17 protein-coding genes and 2 pseudogenes are annotated in these 14,720 nt (G+C 71.5%); 8 read left to right on the plus strand and 11 right to left on the minus strand.

The features are described from left to right. Nucleotides 1–139 precede the first annotated feature (139 nt). The 3 genes from ABWK59_RS35830 to ABWK59_RS35840 all read left to right on the plus strand — a co-directional run bounded on the left by ABWK59_RS35830 (nucleotide 140) and on the right by ABWK59_RS35840 (nucleotide 2,663). On the plus strand, nucleotides 140–880 hold the full coding sequence (locus tag ABWK59_RS35830; RefSeq protein WP_354645253.1) for a helicase associated domain-containing protein: 741 nt from the start codon (nucleotides 140–142) through the stop codon (nucleotides 878–880). Nucleotides 881–1,674: 794 nt separating this feature from the next. Beyond that, the gene (locus tag ABWK59_RS35835) at nucleotides 1,675–2,043 is read left to right on the plus strand and encodes a CAP domain-containing protein (protein WP_354645254.1); all 369 of its coding nucleotides are present in this window, start codon (nucleotides 1,675–1,677) and stop codon (nucleotides 2,041–2,043) included. Nucleotides 2,044–2,108: 65 nt separating this feature from the next. Then, on the plus strand, nucleotides 2,109–2,663 hold the full coding sequence (locus tag ABWK59_RS35840) for a helicase associated domain-containing protein (RefSeq protein WP_354645255.1): 555 nt from the start codon (nucleotides 2,109–2,111) through the stop codon (nucleotides 2,661–2,663). A 119-nt stretch (nucleotides 2,664–2,782) separates the two neighbouring features. On the opposite strand, the gene ABWK59_RS35845 is transcribed toward ABWK59_RS35840, so the two are convergent. From ABWK59_RS35845 to ABWK59_RS35860, 4 genes and pseudogenes are all read right to left on the minus strand, one after another. Then, the gene (locus ABWK59_RS35845) at nucleotides 2,783–3,229 is read right to left on the minus strand and encodes a peptidoglycan-binding protein (RefSeq protein WP_420492974.1); all 447 of its coding nucleotides are present in this window, start codon (nucleotides 3,227–3,229) and stop codon (nucleotides 2,783–2,785) included. 138 nt (nucleotides 3,230–3,367) lie between these two features. Beyond that, nucleotides 3,368–3,475 (minus strand): annotated as a pseudogene (locus tag ABWK59_RS35850) (N-acetylmuramoyl-L-alanine amidase); the annotation flags it as partial. A gap of 5 nt (nucleotides 3,476–3,480) precedes the next feature. After that, nucleotides 3,481–3,729: a peptidoglycan-binding protein gene (locus ABWK59_RS35855; RefSeq protein WP_420492967.1), complete on the minus strand. Its 249-nt coding sequence runs from the start codon at nucleotides 3,727–3,729 to the stop codon at nucleotides 3,481–3,483. Then, the gene (locus ABWK59_RS35860) at nucleotides 3,710–3,862 is read right to left on the minus strand and encodes a hypothetical protein (RefSeq protein ID WP_354645389.1); all 153 of its coding nucleotides are present in this window, start codon (nucleotides 3,860–3,862) and stop codon (nucleotides 3,710–3,712) included. The genes ABWK59_RS35855 and ABWK59_RS35860 overlap by 20 nt, the downstream gene beginning before the upstream one ends. Before the next feature lie 1,276 nt (nucleotides 3,863–5,138). Here ABWK59_RS35860 and ABWK59_RS35865 point away from each other — a divergent pair. Further along, complete coding sequence (locus ABWK59_RS35865; protein ID WP_420492968.1) at nucleotides 5,139–5,552, plus strand: SgcJ/EcaC family oxidoreductase; 414 nt, start codon at nucleotides 5,139–5,141, stop codon at nucleotides 5,550–5,552. A gap of 25 nt (nucleotides 5,553–5,577) precedes the next feature. On the opposite strand, the gene ABWK59_RS35870 is transcribed toward ABWK59_RS35865, so the two are convergent. From ABWK59_RS35870 to ABWK59_RS35890, 5 genes and pseudogenes are all read right to left on the minus strand, one after another. Next, a complete protein-coding gene (locus ABWK59_RS35870) occupies nucleotides 5,578–5,805 on the minus strand; it encodes a hypothetical protein (RefSeq protein ID WP_354645257.1) in 228 nt (75 codons plus the stop codon). 344 nt (nucleotides 5,806–6,149) lie between these two features. Next, a pseudogene (locus tag ABWK59_RS35875) lies at nucleotides 6,150–6,405 on the minus strand (response regulator); the annotation flags it as partial. A gap of 215 nt (nucleotides 6,406–6,620) precedes the next feature. Then, on the minus strand, nucleotides 6,621–7,589 hold the full coding sequence (locus ABWK59_RS35880) for a hypothetical protein (RefSeq protein WP_354645258.1): 969 nt from the start codon (nucleotides 7,587–7,589) through the stop codon (nucleotides 6,621–6,623). A gap of 72 nt (nucleotides 7,590–7,661) precedes the next feature. Continuing rightward, complete coding sequence (locus ABWK59_RS35885) at nucleotides 7,662–8,126, minus strand: hypothetical protein (RefSeq protein WP_354645259.1); 465 nt, start codon at nucleotides 8,124–8,126, stop codon at nucleotides 7,662–7,664. Nucleotides 8,127–8,758: 632 nt separating this feature from the next. Continuing rightward, a complete protein-coding gene (locus tag ABWK59_RS35890; protein WP_354645260.1) occupies nucleotides 8,759–10,924 on the minus strand; it encodes a hypothetical protein in 2,166 nt (721 codons plus the stop codon). A 444-nt stretch (nucleotides 10,925–11,368) separates the two neighbouring features. On the opposite strand from ABWK59_RS35890, the gene ABWK59_RS35895 reads away from it, so the two are divergent. The 3 genes from ABWK59_RS35895 (at nucleotide 11,369) to ABWK59_RS35905 (ending at nucleotide 13,718) form a co-directional block, all read left to right on the plus strand. Then, nucleotides 11,369–11,734 (plus strand): DUF6193 family natural product biosynthesis protein, encoded by a 366-nt coding sequence (locus ABWK59_RS35895; RefSeq protein WP_354645261.1) that lies wholly within the window; start codon nucleotides 11,369–11,371, stop codon nucleotides 11,732–11,734. Between the two features lie 277 nt (nucleotides 11,735–12,011). Beyond that, nucleotides 12,012–13,280 (plus strand): NlpC/P60 family protein, encoded by a 1,269-nt coding sequence (locus ABWK59_RS35900; protein WP_354645262.1) that lies wholly within the window; start codon nucleotides 12,012–12,014, stop codon nucleotides 13,278–13,280. A gap of 156 nt (nucleotides 13,281–13,436) precedes the next feature. Beyond that, on the plus strand, nucleotides 13,437–13,718 hold the full coding sequence (locus tag ABWK59_RS35905) for a hypothetical protein (RefSeq protein ID WP_354645263.1): 282 nt from the start codon (nucleotides 13,437–13,439) through the stop codon (nucleotides 13,716–13,718). 16 nt (nucleotides 13,719–13,734) lie between these two features. Here ABWK59_RS35905 and ABWK59_RS35910 read toward each other — a convergent pair whose 3' ends face one another. Then, the gene (locus ABWK59_RS35910; protein ID WP_354645264.1) at nucleotides 13,735–14,100 is read right to left on the minus strand and encodes a hypothetical protein; all 366 of its coding nucleotides are present in this window, start codon (nucleotides 14,098–14,100) and stop codon (nucleotides 13,735–13,737) included. On the opposite strand from ABWK59_RS35910, the gene ABWK59_RS35915 reads away from it, so the two are divergent. Further along, complete coding sequence (locus tag ABWK59_RS35915; RefSeq protein ID WP_354645265.1) at nucleotides 14,093–14,296, plus strand: hypothetical protein; 204 nt, start codon at nucleotides 14,093–14,095, stop codon at nucleotides 14,294–14,296. The two genes, ABWK59_RS35910 and ABWK59_RS35915, sit on opposite strands and share 8 nt — an antisense overlap. 187 nt (nucleotides 14,297–14,483) lie before the next feature. Here ABWK59_RS35915 and ABWK59_RS35920 read toward each other — a convergent pair whose 3' ends face one another. Next, nucleotides 14,484–14,702, minus strand: a complete 219-nt coding sequence (locus ABWK59_RS35920) for a hypothetical protein (protein WP_354645266.1) — start codon at nucleotides 14,700–14,702, stop codon at nucleotides 14,484–14,486. Nucleotides 14,703–14,720 lie beyond the last annotated feature (18 nt).

Consider the following 14,720-nt stretch of genomic DNA (forward strand, 5'->3'; position numbering starts at 1 on the left):
GCACAAGCGATCTGCGCACCCCAGCCGCCCGGCACCCACCAGAACTGCGAAACCCCAGCCCGTCCCTGCCTCGCTGCTCAGAATGGGCGGGCGACTACACCGGGTCGAGATGCTCGATGCGCTCGGGATGATCTGGTCCGTGTCCGACGCCAGGTTCGAGGCCGGTTTGGACTGGGCGCGGGTCTGGGCGAAGGGCCGTGGCGGCAGCCTTGCGGCGCCGGCGCCGGCGCGGGCGTCGGTCGGCGGGTACGCGATCGGGACGTGGCTCTCCGAGCTGCGGGCCTCCGCGCAGGTGCCGGCCGGGGAGCAGGGGGCGCTGGCGCCGGAGCGGCGGCGGGCGCTGGAGGAGATCGACCCGTGGTGGTGCCCCACCTGGCCGATCACCTGGCAGCGCGCCTACGCGACCGCCCGGCTGTGGTGGCTGGAGTCCGACGGCCTGGTCGACTGGACCGTCCTGCCGGTGGACACGGTGCACGAGGGCGAACAGCTCGGCCGGTGGGTCCAGGCGCAGCGGGTCGGCTGGCCGGGTCTGGAGGAGGATCAGCGGGACCTGCTGACGGCGATCGGCATCGAGGCCGACCCGGAGCTGGTGGCCGCGAAGGCCGCTGCGGAGGCAAAGCCGAAGGTGTCCCGCACGGACCGGTTTGCCCAGGGTTTGGCCGCGCTCGCCCAGTTCGTGGAGCGGGAGCGGCACCCTCGGGTTCCGCGCCCGCACAAGGAGCCGGTGGAGGCCGTCGAGGCCGGCTCCGGTGGGGAGGAGCAGGTGGTGGTGTCGCAGTTCGCGCTGGGCACCTGGTTGAACAACCAGAAGGCCCGCCGGTCGAAGCTGACGCCGGGCCAGCTCGCGCAGCTCGCCGAGCACGGCGTGGAGTGGGCGTAGCGGAGCCGTCGCGGCCCGGGGTGGTGTCGTTGCCCGGCGGTAGGCTGCCGGGGCCCTGAGAAAGCGCTGGGAGGCCGTCACCTGCGGGTGGCGGCCTTCCGGCGTCTGCCGCGCCGCGTGTTCGGAGCCGGCCGCACGTTCAACTGGCCCCAACACGTGTTATCCCTGCGGTCTTTCCGGATCTCCTAGCTGTCGGGACACCCCGACTGGTTCGAGGAACGGCGGAGCCCATGTACTTGCACAACGAAGATTCGACCGTGGCCGCGAGTCGCCATGGTGAGGAGACCGGCAACCGGCACCGCGCGAGGATGCGGACGCGTAGGCAGCGCCGGCGTGCTGCCCGGAAGATACGGGCAGGGATGGTCCTGTCGGGGGCCGCGATCGTCGCCGGGCTCGCGGCCGGCAGCTTCGCTCTGGCTGGCCCGGTCGACCACCGCGGCAAGGCCGCCGGCTCAAACTCTGCGGCTGACGCCCCGGCCTCCGCCGCAGGCTCCACGGACGCCGGCTCGACCGTCGCTGGGGGCGCGGCCGCCGCGCAGCCGACCGGCGCCGCTCCTTCGTCCTCGCCGGCTCCCACACAGGAACCCGGCAGCCCCACGCCGAATCGTTCCTCCGCTGCCCCCGTGGCAGGCGGGTCTGCTTCACCGGCCGGCGCGGGGGCGCGGCGCGCGTCCGCCGCCCCCGCAGCCGTCAAGACCGCCGCACCGGTCGCACCGGCCGGTGGGCCGGTCGGCCCCGACCCGAAGCTCCCTGGCCCCCGGACGACCTCGCGGAGCACCAGCGACGCGGAAGCCATGTCGCTGCAGCTGCTCAACGGCGAACGCGCCACCGTCGGCCTGCCCCCGCTGACCCTCAAGGCCGATCTCAGCGACTTCGCCCGCACGTGGGCTCTCCACATGCGCACCTCCGGGTTCGCCCACTCCGGCAGCCAGTCCGGCTACCTCGTCACCGGCACCCGCACCTGGATCGGCGAGAACATCGTCATGTGGAGCGACACATCGATGACCGCCCAGGAGGCGGCGGAGAAGTTCCAGGAGATGTGGCGCCACAGCCCCGGGCACTACAAGGCCCAGACCAGCCCGTCCTTCACCGAGGTCGGCGTGGGCATCTACCACGACGCATCCGGCTGGTGGGGAGTGCACAACTTCTCCGACGCCAAGTAGCGCACCCGGCGCCCGCAGCGCGGGCCTCCGTCGGCGGGTACGCCATCGGTACGTGGCTGGCCGACTTGCGGGCCGCGGCGCAGGTGCCGGCCGGGGAGCAGGGCGCGCTGTCGCCGGAGCGGCGCCGGGCGCTGGAGGAGATCGATCCGTGGTGGTGCCCGGCCTGGCCGATCGTGTGGCAGCGCAGCTACGCCACCGCCCGGCTGCGGTGGCTGAAGTCCGACGGCCTGGTCGACTGGACGAGGCTGCCGGTGGACACGGTGTTCGAGGGCGAGCAGCTCGGCCGGTGGGTGCAGGCGCAGCGGGCCTCGTGGCCGGGGCTGGAGGCCGATCAGCGGGACCTGCTGACGGCGATCGGGATCGAGGAGGACCCGGAGCTGGTGGCCGCGAAGGTCGCGGCCGAGGCGAAGCCGAAGGTGTCCCGCACCGACCGGTTCGCCCAGGGCCTGGCTGCGCTGGCCGCCTTCGTCCAGGAGCATGGCCACCCACGAGTGCCGCGGGCGTACAAGACCGCCGAAGGGGTGTCGCTGGGGGCCTGGCTGAACAACACCAAGGCCCGCCGGGCCAAGCTCACCGCCGAGCAGCTCGGGCAGTTGGAAGCCCTCGGGGTGGCCTGGTAGGCCCGGGGCCCGAGGTGTGGACGATCACCGGCTGCTGTTGTCCACCGTGTTTTCAACGCTGGCTGGCGCAGTGGCAGGTGTGCCCCGCTCGGATGGACTCCGGGCGGGGCACACGGGTGTCAGCTCTTGGGAACGCTGAGCTTGTCCCAGCTGCTCTTCCCGGGCCAGCCGTCGGCGTTGGTGCCGGTGTAGCCGAGCTTCTGCTGCCACTTCTGGTAGGAGAGGCGGTCGGCTTCGGACCACTGGGGTCCGGCTCCGAGCTCGTAGGCGCTGCAGCCTTCGGCGATCAGGCGGAGCCCCATGGCGGTCACGACCGGGCTGTGCGGGTTGTTGTGGAACCAGGCAGCCCCGGGGAACGGCTCGTACTCCAGCGCCCCCTGACGGGGGACCCGCAGCTGGTCCCAGGTGGTGCGTCCGGGCCAGCCGTCGGCGTCGGCACCGCTGTAGCCGAGCTTCTCCTGCCAGGCCTGGTAGGAGGCCCGGTCGGTCTCCGACCACTGCGGACCCGGACCGCTCTGGTACTTGCCGCAGCCCTCCTCAACCAGACGCTGCCCCATCGCCGTCACGATCGGACTGTTCGGGTTGCTCTGGAACCAGGCAGCCCCCGGAAACGGCTCGTAGTCAACGGGGGTGACCTTCGGGACCCGCAGGCGGTTCCAGCTGCCCTCGCCGGGCCAGCCGTCGGCGTCGGCACCGCTGTAGCCGAGCTTCTCCTGCCAGGCCTGGTAGGAGGCCCGGTCGGTCTCCGACCACTGCGGACCCGGACCGCTCTGGTACTTGCCGCAGCCCTCCTCAACCAGACGCTGCCCCATCGCCGTCACGATCGGACTGTTCGGGTTGCTCTGGAACCAGGCAGCCCCCGGAAACGGCTCGTAGTCAACGGGGTGACCTTCGGGACCCGCAGGCGGTTCCAGCTGCCCTCGCCGGGCCAGCCGTCGGCGTCGGCACCGCTGTAGCCGAGCTTCTCCTGCCAGGCCTGGTAGGAGGCCCGGTCGGTCTCCGACCACTGCGGACCCGGACCGCTCTGGTACTTGCCGCAGCCCTCCTCAACCAGACGCCGTCCCATCGCCGTCACGATCGGATTTCTGCGTGTTCTTGCCCCGGCCCTCGTACACGTAGCCGTGCTGGCACACGGCCAGGCTGTAGCCGATGTCGGCCCAGCCATTGCCGTCCATGTGCTCGTCCTGGGTCTCACGCATCTTGCGCGGGCACTGGCTGTGCTCGACTCCGACGAACAGCGATCCGAAGTAGTGGATCTTGACACCCTTGTTCGTGGAGATTTCCGGATGCCCGTTCCTCGGCGGTCGAGCACCCCACTCTGCGCGCGTGACAAACCTCCTTGCATTCCCCCCGGAAGCTAGAGTTTCTGCTCGGCCGAATATTTCTCCGAACACGATCGACCATACGCACACCCAGGCGGGCGATCAAATGAATTACCTGCGTTTAATCCCAAGCATCAGGGGGAACGCGCGGGGGAAAATGAATTATGCCGGCATTTTCCCGATAGCCACATTTGCCCGACCTAAGAATCCGGTAAGAATCACTGCGGCAAGACGAGGTCCGTAGTCGAACTGAACGCGGCCCGGCCGGATCGGATGGCTGCGGCGCACCCCGCCGGGAACCACAGCCCACCCCCGCTCGTCCTTGGGGAGGTGGACAAACCTTCAGGGAGAAGCTGCATGCCGGGCTGCCTCGCAGCCATCATCGGGTTGGCGGGAGGAGCCGGCTCATGGGCACTCGCGGACTCAGCCCGCAGATACTGCGGCTCATACCAGGAGCACACCGACTGGGGCAGCATCTGGCACTACGAACTCCCCCTCTCCATCGCGGCAGGACTATTCGTCGCACTCGCCGCCCACGGGGTCACATATCTCGCCGTACGCAGATCGAACAGCGGGGTCTACTCGCTGATGCCCATCGCAGCCACGGTCATTTCCCTATTCATCCTGGCCTGGTGCCAATTCGCGTGGATCGGCACCGTCCCCGGAACAGTCAGCGACAGCGGACTCTGCCCGCCCAGCAACATCCCTGACTGGTGGCCTCAATGGCTTCCCGCATGAGCCAGGCGGACGAGACGTGCTCGCGCTGTTCATCACCTACCGGGTCCCGACGTGTGAGACCAGTACGGGCGGGCGGGGATCAACCACACGAGGCGGTCGGCACAGGCCTCCATCGCGGGTACGCCATCGGAGCCTGGCTCGCCGGGCTTCGGGCGGCGGCCGAGGTGCCAGCGGGCGAGCCGGGGCGCTCGATCCGGATGTGAGCGGTGGGCGCCGGGCCCGACTGTGACAGGAGCGGTCACGGCCGGCCCCGGGCCAAGCCACGCGGGCTCGTGCCAAGTCGTCCGCCGGACCATCCCGCCCGGGGCAGTCGGTGATCGGCTGCCGGTCGCCCAAGTCCCGCAGCCCGGACGTGAACATCCGCACCGTCAGCGCGTGGCCACCGCTTGACCTCAACCAGGCTTGAAGTATCACGATGGTCCGCATGAACACCGAATCCACGGCGTACGCCGCCGACATCGAAGCCATCGAACGAGTGGTGGCCACCGTCGAGCACTCCCAGCAGACCAAGGACCCCGACGAATTCCTCGCCCTCTTCCATCCCGAAGCGGTCTGGACGACGGGCGGCGGCAAGGTCCTCATCGGGCTCGACGCGATCGCCGAGTTCACTCGCAAGGTCCTCCCCGCGGACGACTGGGACGGCAAGGTCACCTACGAGGTGACCCACGTGTTCTTCATGCGCCCCGACGTCGCCGCGGTCAAGGTCCGTCAGCTCTACCGGCCCCCGGGCGAGGAGAGCGAGGGTGCTCCGCTGTACGTCATGACGAAGCAGGAGGACGGCCGCTGGCTGCTGACCGCCTGCCAGAACACAGGAGTCGTCGCCGACTGATCGCCCCGAAGAAGGATCGGGCCGGTCAGGCGACCTCCTGGCGCTCGGTCGCCTTCCGCATCTTCACCCCGCCGACGATGAGCGCCAGCCCCACGACGACGATGCCGAGGTAAGCGGTGGACGGAAGGTCGACGACCTTGTGCATCCAGCCCCACTCCGTGCCGAAGAGGGTCTGCGAGGCGAAGCTGACAAGCCCCTGGGCTCCTACGACGTAGCCGATACTTTCGAGGGTGTATCCGATGGTTGTTCGCACGGATCAACCCTCTCGCGGCGGTGCCACAAGATCGTCCTCCACAGGACCGAAAGCGCAGTAGTCCAAAGGATGCAGTCGCGTGCGGAGAGCACCGGCACAGCACCCCGCCGCGGCACAGGAACAGCCCGGGACGCTGCCGGAAGTGCGATCAGCGCGGGACCGTCGCGGCCCCGCCCCGGACCACCGCCTGAACGACGCCGCGTGCAACGCGTCCAGCCCGGCCGCCGGCCCCGCGGCCGGACTGCCCGTCAGTGTGTAGGCCTCCTCGGCCCCGGCGACCTCACCGTCACGACGGCGGCCCGGCCGTCCGGCCGGACCGACATGGTGCCGGTGAGGTCGCCGGTGACGACACCGACCCAGATGATCGGGATGTCGCGGGTACGGGTGCGGCGCTTGATGTGGGCGGCGGTCTCGTAGCCATCCATCTCGGGCATCGCGACGTCAAGGAGGATGACCGCGATGTCGTCGTCGAGCAGGGCTTTGAGGGCCTCCGGGCCGGAGGAGACGCTGATCAGCTCGTGATCGTGCGTGGCCAGGATCGCTTCCAGAGCGAGGAGGTTGGGGCCCCGGGTCGTCAACCAGGAGGACCTTTGGCCTCACCGCGGTGGCCGCCAGGACCGGGCGCACGAGCGGTTCGACGAGTTCGACGAGCTCGGGCTCCGGCAGGCTGGCGCCTCGGTGATGGTCCACGACGGCGAGCTGGCGCTCCAGGCAGCCCTGCCGGGCGGCCGCGCTCCTGGATGAACTGCCGGTCGGGCATCCGGGCGCCGGCCAGGTAGCGGGAGACGGTGCTTCGGTACACGCCTCGGAGCCCGTCAGGTGCAGGCCGGCCCACCGGTCAGGTGTCCCCGCCGGCGGCGTTCCCGTCGGCTTCGACCGACATGGCGCTGACGGCGGTCACGTCGCCGGTGGTCGCGTCCACGGCCGCCACGGCACCGCCGCCGGGAGAGGAGAGGACCACCGTCCACTCCACCCGCCAGCGGCCGTCGCGCCGTACGGCGGCGAGGCGCAGGGCCCTGGCGGTGGTGGACCGCTCCGGGGTCGGCAGCGCCTCGCGGGCCTTCTGTCGGCGCCGGGCCCGGTGACCAGTGGGGCGGGAGGCTTCCGGGCGGCGGGTTCTGCTGGACGTTCAGCTGGGAGACCCGGCCGGCGCGGTTGATCTGGACGTCGAGGCGGAGCGGCATCAGTACTCCGTCGACGACGGACCGCCAGCTGACCAGCCAGCCGAACTGCGCGCCGTCGCCCACCGCGTCGACCGTGCGAGTGGTCTCGTTGAGTGCCCACGGGTAGTGCGTGCCGGCGTAGCGCTCGGCGGCGGCCACCGCGTCGTCCGGGCTGGCAGGCGGTGTTCCGTCGCCGGCCACCGGGAAGCTGTCGGGGCCGGGTTCGGCGGTGCGTTCCAGGCTGATGTTGAAGTTCTCCGCGTCCGGCCAGCTGAGCGTGGCGACACCGGTGTTGAGCGTGATCGTCAGCTCCCCGGAGCCCGGTTCCTGCCGCACGTCGACGATGCCGTACCGGTCGCCGAAGGCAGTGGTGAGGGCCCGGGAGGCGGCCTCGTAGCGGGCGTCCCCGGCCGTGCGGGGCTCGTCGGAGCCGACGGGGAGGACCGCCAGCCCCGTCGCGAGCACGAGGATGCAGCAGAGCACCGCCCCGGATGCGGCCCGGCGGACCGTGCGGCGGCCTGCACGGCGGGCGATGACGAGGGCAAGAAGAGCGGCGGCCGCCGCAGCCGCGATCAGCAGGAGGGTGAGGGGGGTGTGGCCCTTCAGAGCAGTGTGGAGCATGACGGCCTTCAGCCTGTTCGGTGCGCGGCGGTGCCGCCTCTGGCGACGGAGGCGGCACCGCGGGGTCGGGGATCAGTTGCAGTTGGCGACCGGCGTCTGGAAGGTTCCCTGGTCCTTGACCCAGAGCATGCCGACGGTCGGCTTGCAGATGTAGTACCAGTCGGTGATGGTCCAGGTCTTGGTCTTGGTGGAGCCCTTGCTCTGCTTGAACTGCGGCCCCCAGTGGGTAGTACCGCCCGCGCTGTAGCCGAGCTTCGCGGTGATCTCCGAACCGCCGGTCTTCTTGTAGTAGGTGATGACCCTCGTGTGGTTGAAGTCGGGATGGGTCTTGCCTTGGAAGACCGCGCCGCTCGACAGCGACGTGCAGACGCTGTTCACCCCGAGCTGCCCATCGCGGGGACAGCCCGCGACCTGGGCGACGGTGTCACCGGGCTCGTCGGCCTCGGCGGCGAACGCCGTTGCGGGGACGCTCAGGCATGCGGTGACGGTGGCCACGGCCGCGAAGCGCCGGGCGAAGGAACGCGTGGACTTGCTCATGTCGTGCCTCCTTGAGACAGCGGAGTTCCGCCGTCGGTCTCGATCTCACAGAGGGCCGCCGCGTCGACCCGCGCCCCGACCACTCCGGGAACACCTTGGCCGAAGAGGTCGTCCCGGCGCGGCCCGGCCGTGGCCGCGTTCGCCGGAGACGTCCACCGCTTGCGGCTGACGTTCCATCAGCAACTCTCGCCGACCAGCGACCGCGTCTCCTCGTGCTCCGGAACGGCTTCCGCATCGCTTTGGACGGATGCTCAACACGCCGCCGCACCGTGCGCAGGAAGGATGCGGACCCCGCCGTCGGCCGGGGTAGCCTGCCTCGGACCGAGTCGCGGACCACCCGGATCCGACCTGCCGCGTGGACGAGATCACCGAGACGAGGCCCGCGTCCGTCCCGCACGGCCAGGTGACGACCGCGCTGCCATCGGGCGCGTGGCCCGCTGCGGCCCGGACGGTCACGGCTGGCCGTTCGGAGGCCGGCGACCCCTGCTACTGACCCCGCCCTCCGAACGGTCACGTCGGCCAGCCTCGATCTGAGGTCGCCGGTCCACGAATCCCCGGGGCAACCGCACGGGGTGGGCGCCCGTCGGTGCCCACCCCGCACTTCTGTGCCGGCGTCAGCCGTGCCGGCCCGGCTACACGGTCCGCTGCGGGCCCTTGGCGGTGGCCTTCCTGTCCGCGGTCTTGTGATTGCCGCCGGGCTGGTCCTGCTTCTTGTGGGAGTAGTCGTTGGCCTTGTCCCTCTTCGGGTTGCCGGCCGGCTTCGCGCCGCCGCTCTTGGCGTCGCCCGGCTTCGGGACGGCCTTGCCGCCGCCTGCGGCGCCGGACTGCTGCTCGCGGAGCTTGCGGGTCCGTTCGGTGACACAGGTGTCGTAGCCGCCGCACTCGTGCCGGGCCTGCTGGTACAGCGGGTCGGCGTTGGACTTGGCGGCGCGCTGGTTGGCCTTGGCGATGGCCTTGGCCTTGGCGTGCTTGCCGCTCTTGTCCTCGGTCGCCTTGTCGTTCTTGCCCTTGGTGCCCTTCCCCTCGGATTCGTATTGCTTGTCGGGCCCCTTGGCCTGTGCGAGGGCGGCCGCTCGCTTGGACCGCAGCTGCCACTCCCGGTCGGCGTCCGCCTCCGCCTGTTCCCGGGAGTCCGGCCCCTTCTGGTACTTCTCCTGCTTGTCCTTGGGTGTCTTCTTACCGGTCGTGGCATCTGCGCCCTTGTCGGTCTTCTTGCCGGTGGGCTGCTTCCCGGTGGCCTTGGCGTGCTCCGCTTCCCGCTTCTTCTCCTCCGCGGCCTGGAAGGCCCGAATTGCCTTGACCGTCTCCTCGACGGCGCGGTTGAGGTCCAGCTGCATCTGGTAGTTGCTCAGCTGACGCCCGAGCTGCTCGGCGGAGTACCTGTCGACCTCGGAAGTTGCGAACAAGTGCTTGAAGTCATCGATCGGGTCCATCTTCTGCTGCCGCTGGTACTCAGTGATGAGCGCCTCGCGGTACTTCGGATCCTTGATCGCCCGGTCCAGATTCCTCCGGACCTTCTCGTCCGCCCTCTCCATGACCATCTGACCGAGCACGTCGCCGATCGCGGCGGCCGCCACATCGGCGCCACCCCCGCGGCCGCCGGATCGGGGAACCCCCGGCCGGATCGTTCCCAGCCGCGCACCCTGAAACCTCGGGATGGTCGGTACGGGGACCACGACCTTAGGCGCAACAGGAGGCTGGACGCGGCTAACGACGGTCTTGGCGAGGTCGGGCTTCGCGACGGGCGCTGTGACAGTCTTCGCGGCGTCGGGCTTGATGGCGGGAGTGGCGACCCTCTTCGCGGTATCGGGCTTGATGGCGGGAGTGGAGACCGTGGGGCCGGACTTCCGCTTCCCGCCCATCCGGTCCATCGCCGGTTCGGCGGTGCCGCCCGTCTTCTTGGTGACGTCGACCCTCTGCTTCTTCTTGCCAGTGCCGGTCGGCGGCTTGGTGGGGCCGGGCTTCTTCTCGCGGGGCCGCACGGCCCCGCCACCGTCGTCGCCGTCGTCCGGGCGCCCGTAGCGTTTCCGGTCCGCCTCGGCCTGCGCCAGCTCCTCCCGCAGCTGGTCGAGCTCCTGCTGCGCCTGGGCGCGGCCGGCCTTGGTCAGCCGGGGGTTGTACGTCTGGCGTTTCGCCTCGCCGATCTTGTTCTCGAGCCGGCTGACCTCCCGGTCCCAGTCCATCGGCACGGCCTTCTCCTTGACCTCCGCGAGCTTCTTGTCCCAGAACCTGACGTCCTTCCGGGCCTGCTTCAGGTCCTTCTTGGCCTTCGCCCGCTTGGTGCCCGTGGTGGCGTTGTCGACCCTCTGGTTCAGCTCGGTGATCCGCTGCCTGGTCGCGGCCACCTTGCCCTTGAGGCCGGAGACGGTCCACACGGACTTGCGGTGGAACTCCGCGATGTCCTCCACGACGGCCTGCACGCCGGGCACGTCGGGCGTGCCGTCGACCAGACCGGGCGTCACCCGCCTCACGACGATCTGCGTCGCCAGCTTGCGCTTGTAGCCGGGCTCGGTGGGGTCCAGGCTGTCGTTGTACCAGACGTGGTAGACGACACCGTTGATCTTCCGGACCACCTTCGCCAGCCCCTTGGGCTCCTCGCCCTGGGGGCTCTGGGCCGGGCCGGGCGTGGCCGGCACGGGGGCCGCCGACGCGGTGCCGGCCGGGACCGCCACGGCGGCGCCCGCCGCCACGGCCACGGCCGCGGCCGACAGCACCACGCGGCGCGGCCAACGGCCCACCGGTCGACGGACAGGCTCCTCGGACGACTCCGGGCGCATCGCGCCCATGGTCTTGTTCACGAAGGTCTCCTCGCAAAGGGTGGAAGGGGTGGGCTGCCGACGATCACTCGCCCCTGACGGCCCATTGGGCTCCTGGCGGTGAGGGATCGGCATGACAGCCGGAGAACCGGCCCTCGCCCGACGGGGGCGTCGCATCGCGACGGCGCCGACGAGCGTTCCGGGCGGTGACAGCAGACTCCCGGCCCACCGGCCGACGGGCAACGGATTCCACCGTCCGGGACTGTCCCGCATCGTCCGCCCAGGTCACAGCCGCTCGGACACCGGAGCGGAGAGGAAGACCATGCGGATGGTTCGTCAGCCAGTGTCCTCTGACAGGCGATCGTGACCGATTGCCAACCGATCTCGACCGGCCCCGGTTCCAGGGGACGGTCTGATGAGCCTGCCGGTCGAAGGACTGGAGCCAGGCAGATTGCACGCCAGGGGCGGGGGCGTCATGATCGCCGAATGGCTGAGGAGACGGCTGTTGAGAAGACCTGGCGGTTGATGCTGGAAGGAGACCCCGCGGTGCGGCGGGGGAATCCGGCGGTGATGGAGGCCGCCTACGCTGAACCGCGCCTGCGGGTCCTGTTCCCGTTCCCGAGCCACGGGTGCCTCACCTTCCACCGGAACTCACAGTTCCCGTGGAGCAACGACCTGCCGTTCATCGCGGGCAGCGCGCCGTGCACGGTGTACGGGCCGCTGTACTCGTCGGTCCTGGGCGAGGGGCTCACGCCGAAGGAGGCGGCCGCGTTGGTGGTGGCCAACCTGCCCCCCGACTGCGGGCCGGCCTTCGACGGACCGTGGCCCCCTCCGGACAGCCACACTGACTGAGCCAACCGGCCAGCCCCTGGAAAGCCGGAGCTGGTCGAGATCGGTTGGCAATCGGCCAAGATCACCTGTCAAAGGACAGCCAGAGGGTGGGCGCAGCAGGCGGACGGTGGCAGTCGAACCTCGTGCCAGCGTCGAGGGTTCCTGCTGGTCGGACAGTGTGGGACGGGTCCGGACGGTCCCGGACGGCTGAACTGTGGCCGGACACCCCGCCGGTCGAGAACTCTTCTGGCTCAGGGGCCGCATCCGCGCGGCCGGTTGAGGCAGGAAGGGGCTCGTGATGGCGCATCAAGGCCCGGCGCAGGATTCGCTCCAGACCACGCAGGAGCGGCTCCGGCGGCAGAGGCGGTCGCGGCTGGAGCAGGGGTTCGGCGAGGAGATCGACTCCCTGACGCCGGGTCGCATGGTGGCCCAGGGCGCGGGCGGGATGGCTGCGGACCGGTTCCCGGTGCCGGAGCTGAGCGTGCCGCTCGGCGCCGGCTGGGGCACGGGCGTGGCCCCGAGCGTGCGGCGTGCCCGCAGCACCCGGAGCGTCCCCGCCGGCCCGGCGCGGCCGGCTGCCGCCTCGCGGCCGGTGGCGGCCAGGCCGCCCCTGGCCCGCACCCGCCCTGTGCCTCGTGCCGGGACCACGTCCGGCGGGCGGCGGCTGCAGAGGTGGACGGTGCCCGTCGTGCTCGCCGTCCTCGTCGCGGTCCTCGCCGGCGCCGTCGACCTCCTCCAGGACCGACCCCAGCCCACCGCCACCGCCCTCACCCCCATGGACGCCCCCGCCGCACCGGCCACCCCCGACCCCACGCCGTCCGCTCCTATCGCCCCGGTCGCCCCTGGCGAGCCCGACCCCACCGGCTCGACCCCGCCGCCGGCGCCGCCGGAGACCGAGACCCGGGAGGTGGTGCTGCGGTGGGGCGACACCCTATGGCGCCTCGCCCAGCGCCACCACACCACCATCGCGGTGCTGCAGGAGCTCAACGGCCTCGGTGACTCCACCCTCATCTACGCCGGCACCACCCTGCGCGTCCCCACCACCCCCACCGGCGAGGACAGCACCGGCGAGGCGACGGCCGACCAGCCGGAGACGCCGGAGACAGCAGGGGAGGACGCGGAGCCAGCGGGCGAGGAGACCGGTCCGGCCCCGCAGCCCGAGACCACCCCGGTCAACGGCGGTGACGAGGACTCCCCCGCCGTCCCCCCGGGCTCGGGCGCCGAGACGGTCGTTGCCTACGCCCGCGCGCAGATCGGGAAGCCCTACGCCTGGGGGGCCACCGGCCCGGCCGCGTTCGACTGCTCCGGCCTGGTCATGCGGGCCTGGGAGGCGGCCGGCCTCACCCTGCCGCGTACCACCTGGGCCATGCGCACCACCGGCACCCCCACCAGCCGCGACCACCTCGTCCCCGGCGACCTCGTGCTCACCAACAGCGGCGCCCACGTCCAGCTCTACATCGGCGACGGCCAGGTCATCCACGCCCCCGGCAACGGCAAGCCCGTCACCACCGCACCCCTCCCCCCGGCCCCCAGCATCACCGCCTACCGCCACCCCACCGCGTCGTGACCGGTGCAGCGGCGTCCCTCCGGCCGTCCCGGCAGGCGGATGTGTCGTGGCACCCTCATAGATGGGAGGTGTAGGGAAAGACGCGCTGGTCACAAGCCCCGCGACCCCCACGCGGGCCCCTGCCGAGGCCCGCTCCTCCGCCCAAAGGATGACCGGATGATGATGGTCGACGACTTCTTCCGGCCCGGGAAGGCCTACCGACACCACAAGGGCGGCCGGCCGAGCGGCGAGGGCGTGTTCGTCGTCGCCTGCGTCGGGACCGCGCCGGACGGGTTCGAGTACCCGTCCGAGGTGGGCGGCGTGGCGTTCGGCTGGCGGCGCGGGACCGGCCCCAGCGGCCGCGAGGAGCCGCTCGGCTCCTACGTCACCCCGGACTTCGCCGGCTGGGTCGAGCTGGACGACGCCGCGCTGCACGCCGTGCTCGGCGACCAGCACTGAGAGGCCTGGAGGGGCGTCAGCTGGTGGCGCCGCTGGCCGCCGCGTACGCCACCGGCACCTGCCGGGACACCGGCGCGGTCGTGAACAACAACTCCGCAGGCGGGCTGACCCGGCCGTGCTCGTCGGGCAGCAGCAGCTCGGTGGTGCGGGTGCGGCCGCGGGTGAGGCGGCCGGCGCATTCGACACGGACCTGGCGCTCTGTGAGCTGGCCGTGGCCGTCGCCGAGACCCCGCCAGTGGCGGTGGGTGACGTCGAGGCGCAGGTGGGCGCCGGGCCAGTGCCGGTCGTGGGCGAGGAGGACGGTGCGGTGGGTGCGCAGGTGGGAGGCGAGGCGGGCGGCGGTGCGCTCCGGTATGGCGGCGGGTGGGCGGCAGATGATCACGCTGAAGGCGGGGGCGAGGGCGGTGATGGCGTCGGCGAAGCGGCTGGGTGTCGGGGACGTGGACGAGGCGGCTCAGGGGCAGGCCGACCTCGGTGACGGTGCCGTGGGCCAGGCCGCCGTCCGGGAGCAGGGTCGCGAGGATGTCGGTGACGGGGGTGGTGGTGGCGGCGCGTTCGCGGGCCCGGGTGGCGGGTGAGGTCGTCTCCAGGAGCTCGGCGAGGGTGGGGCGGGTCACCGCGGGTCCCGGGCGGCCGGGCCCGCCGCTCCGCCGTCGGCTTCGGCGGTGGGGTGTGAGGTGGTGGGCTGGGGGTTGTCGGCGGAGCGGCGATGGGAACGATCGACGTGGGGTCGCAGAGGAACCAGCCCCAGAGGCGGTCCTCGCCTCAGCGGACCTGCGCGAGCCAGATCCGGCTGCCCGGCGGCCGGCACCAGGCCGAGAGGATCCCCGAGCGCCACTGGCCGCCGATCCGGATCCACACCAGCCGCCAGGTCCGCTCCTGCGGCGCCGCGCCTGGGTCGAGCGGGACCGCGTCCGGCACGAGCCTGGTGCCGGACGGGCGGTTCTCGGGCCGGGGAGGCGAGGCTTGGGTGTGGCTGTTCACCCACCCATCATCGAACAT

This window comes from Kitasatospora sp. HUAS MG31 (assembly GCF_040571325.1).
In the GTDB taxonomy this organism is placed as follows: domain Bacteria; phylum Actinomycetota; class Actinomycetes; order Streptomycetales; family Streptomycetaceae; genus Kitasatospora; species Kitasatospora camelliae.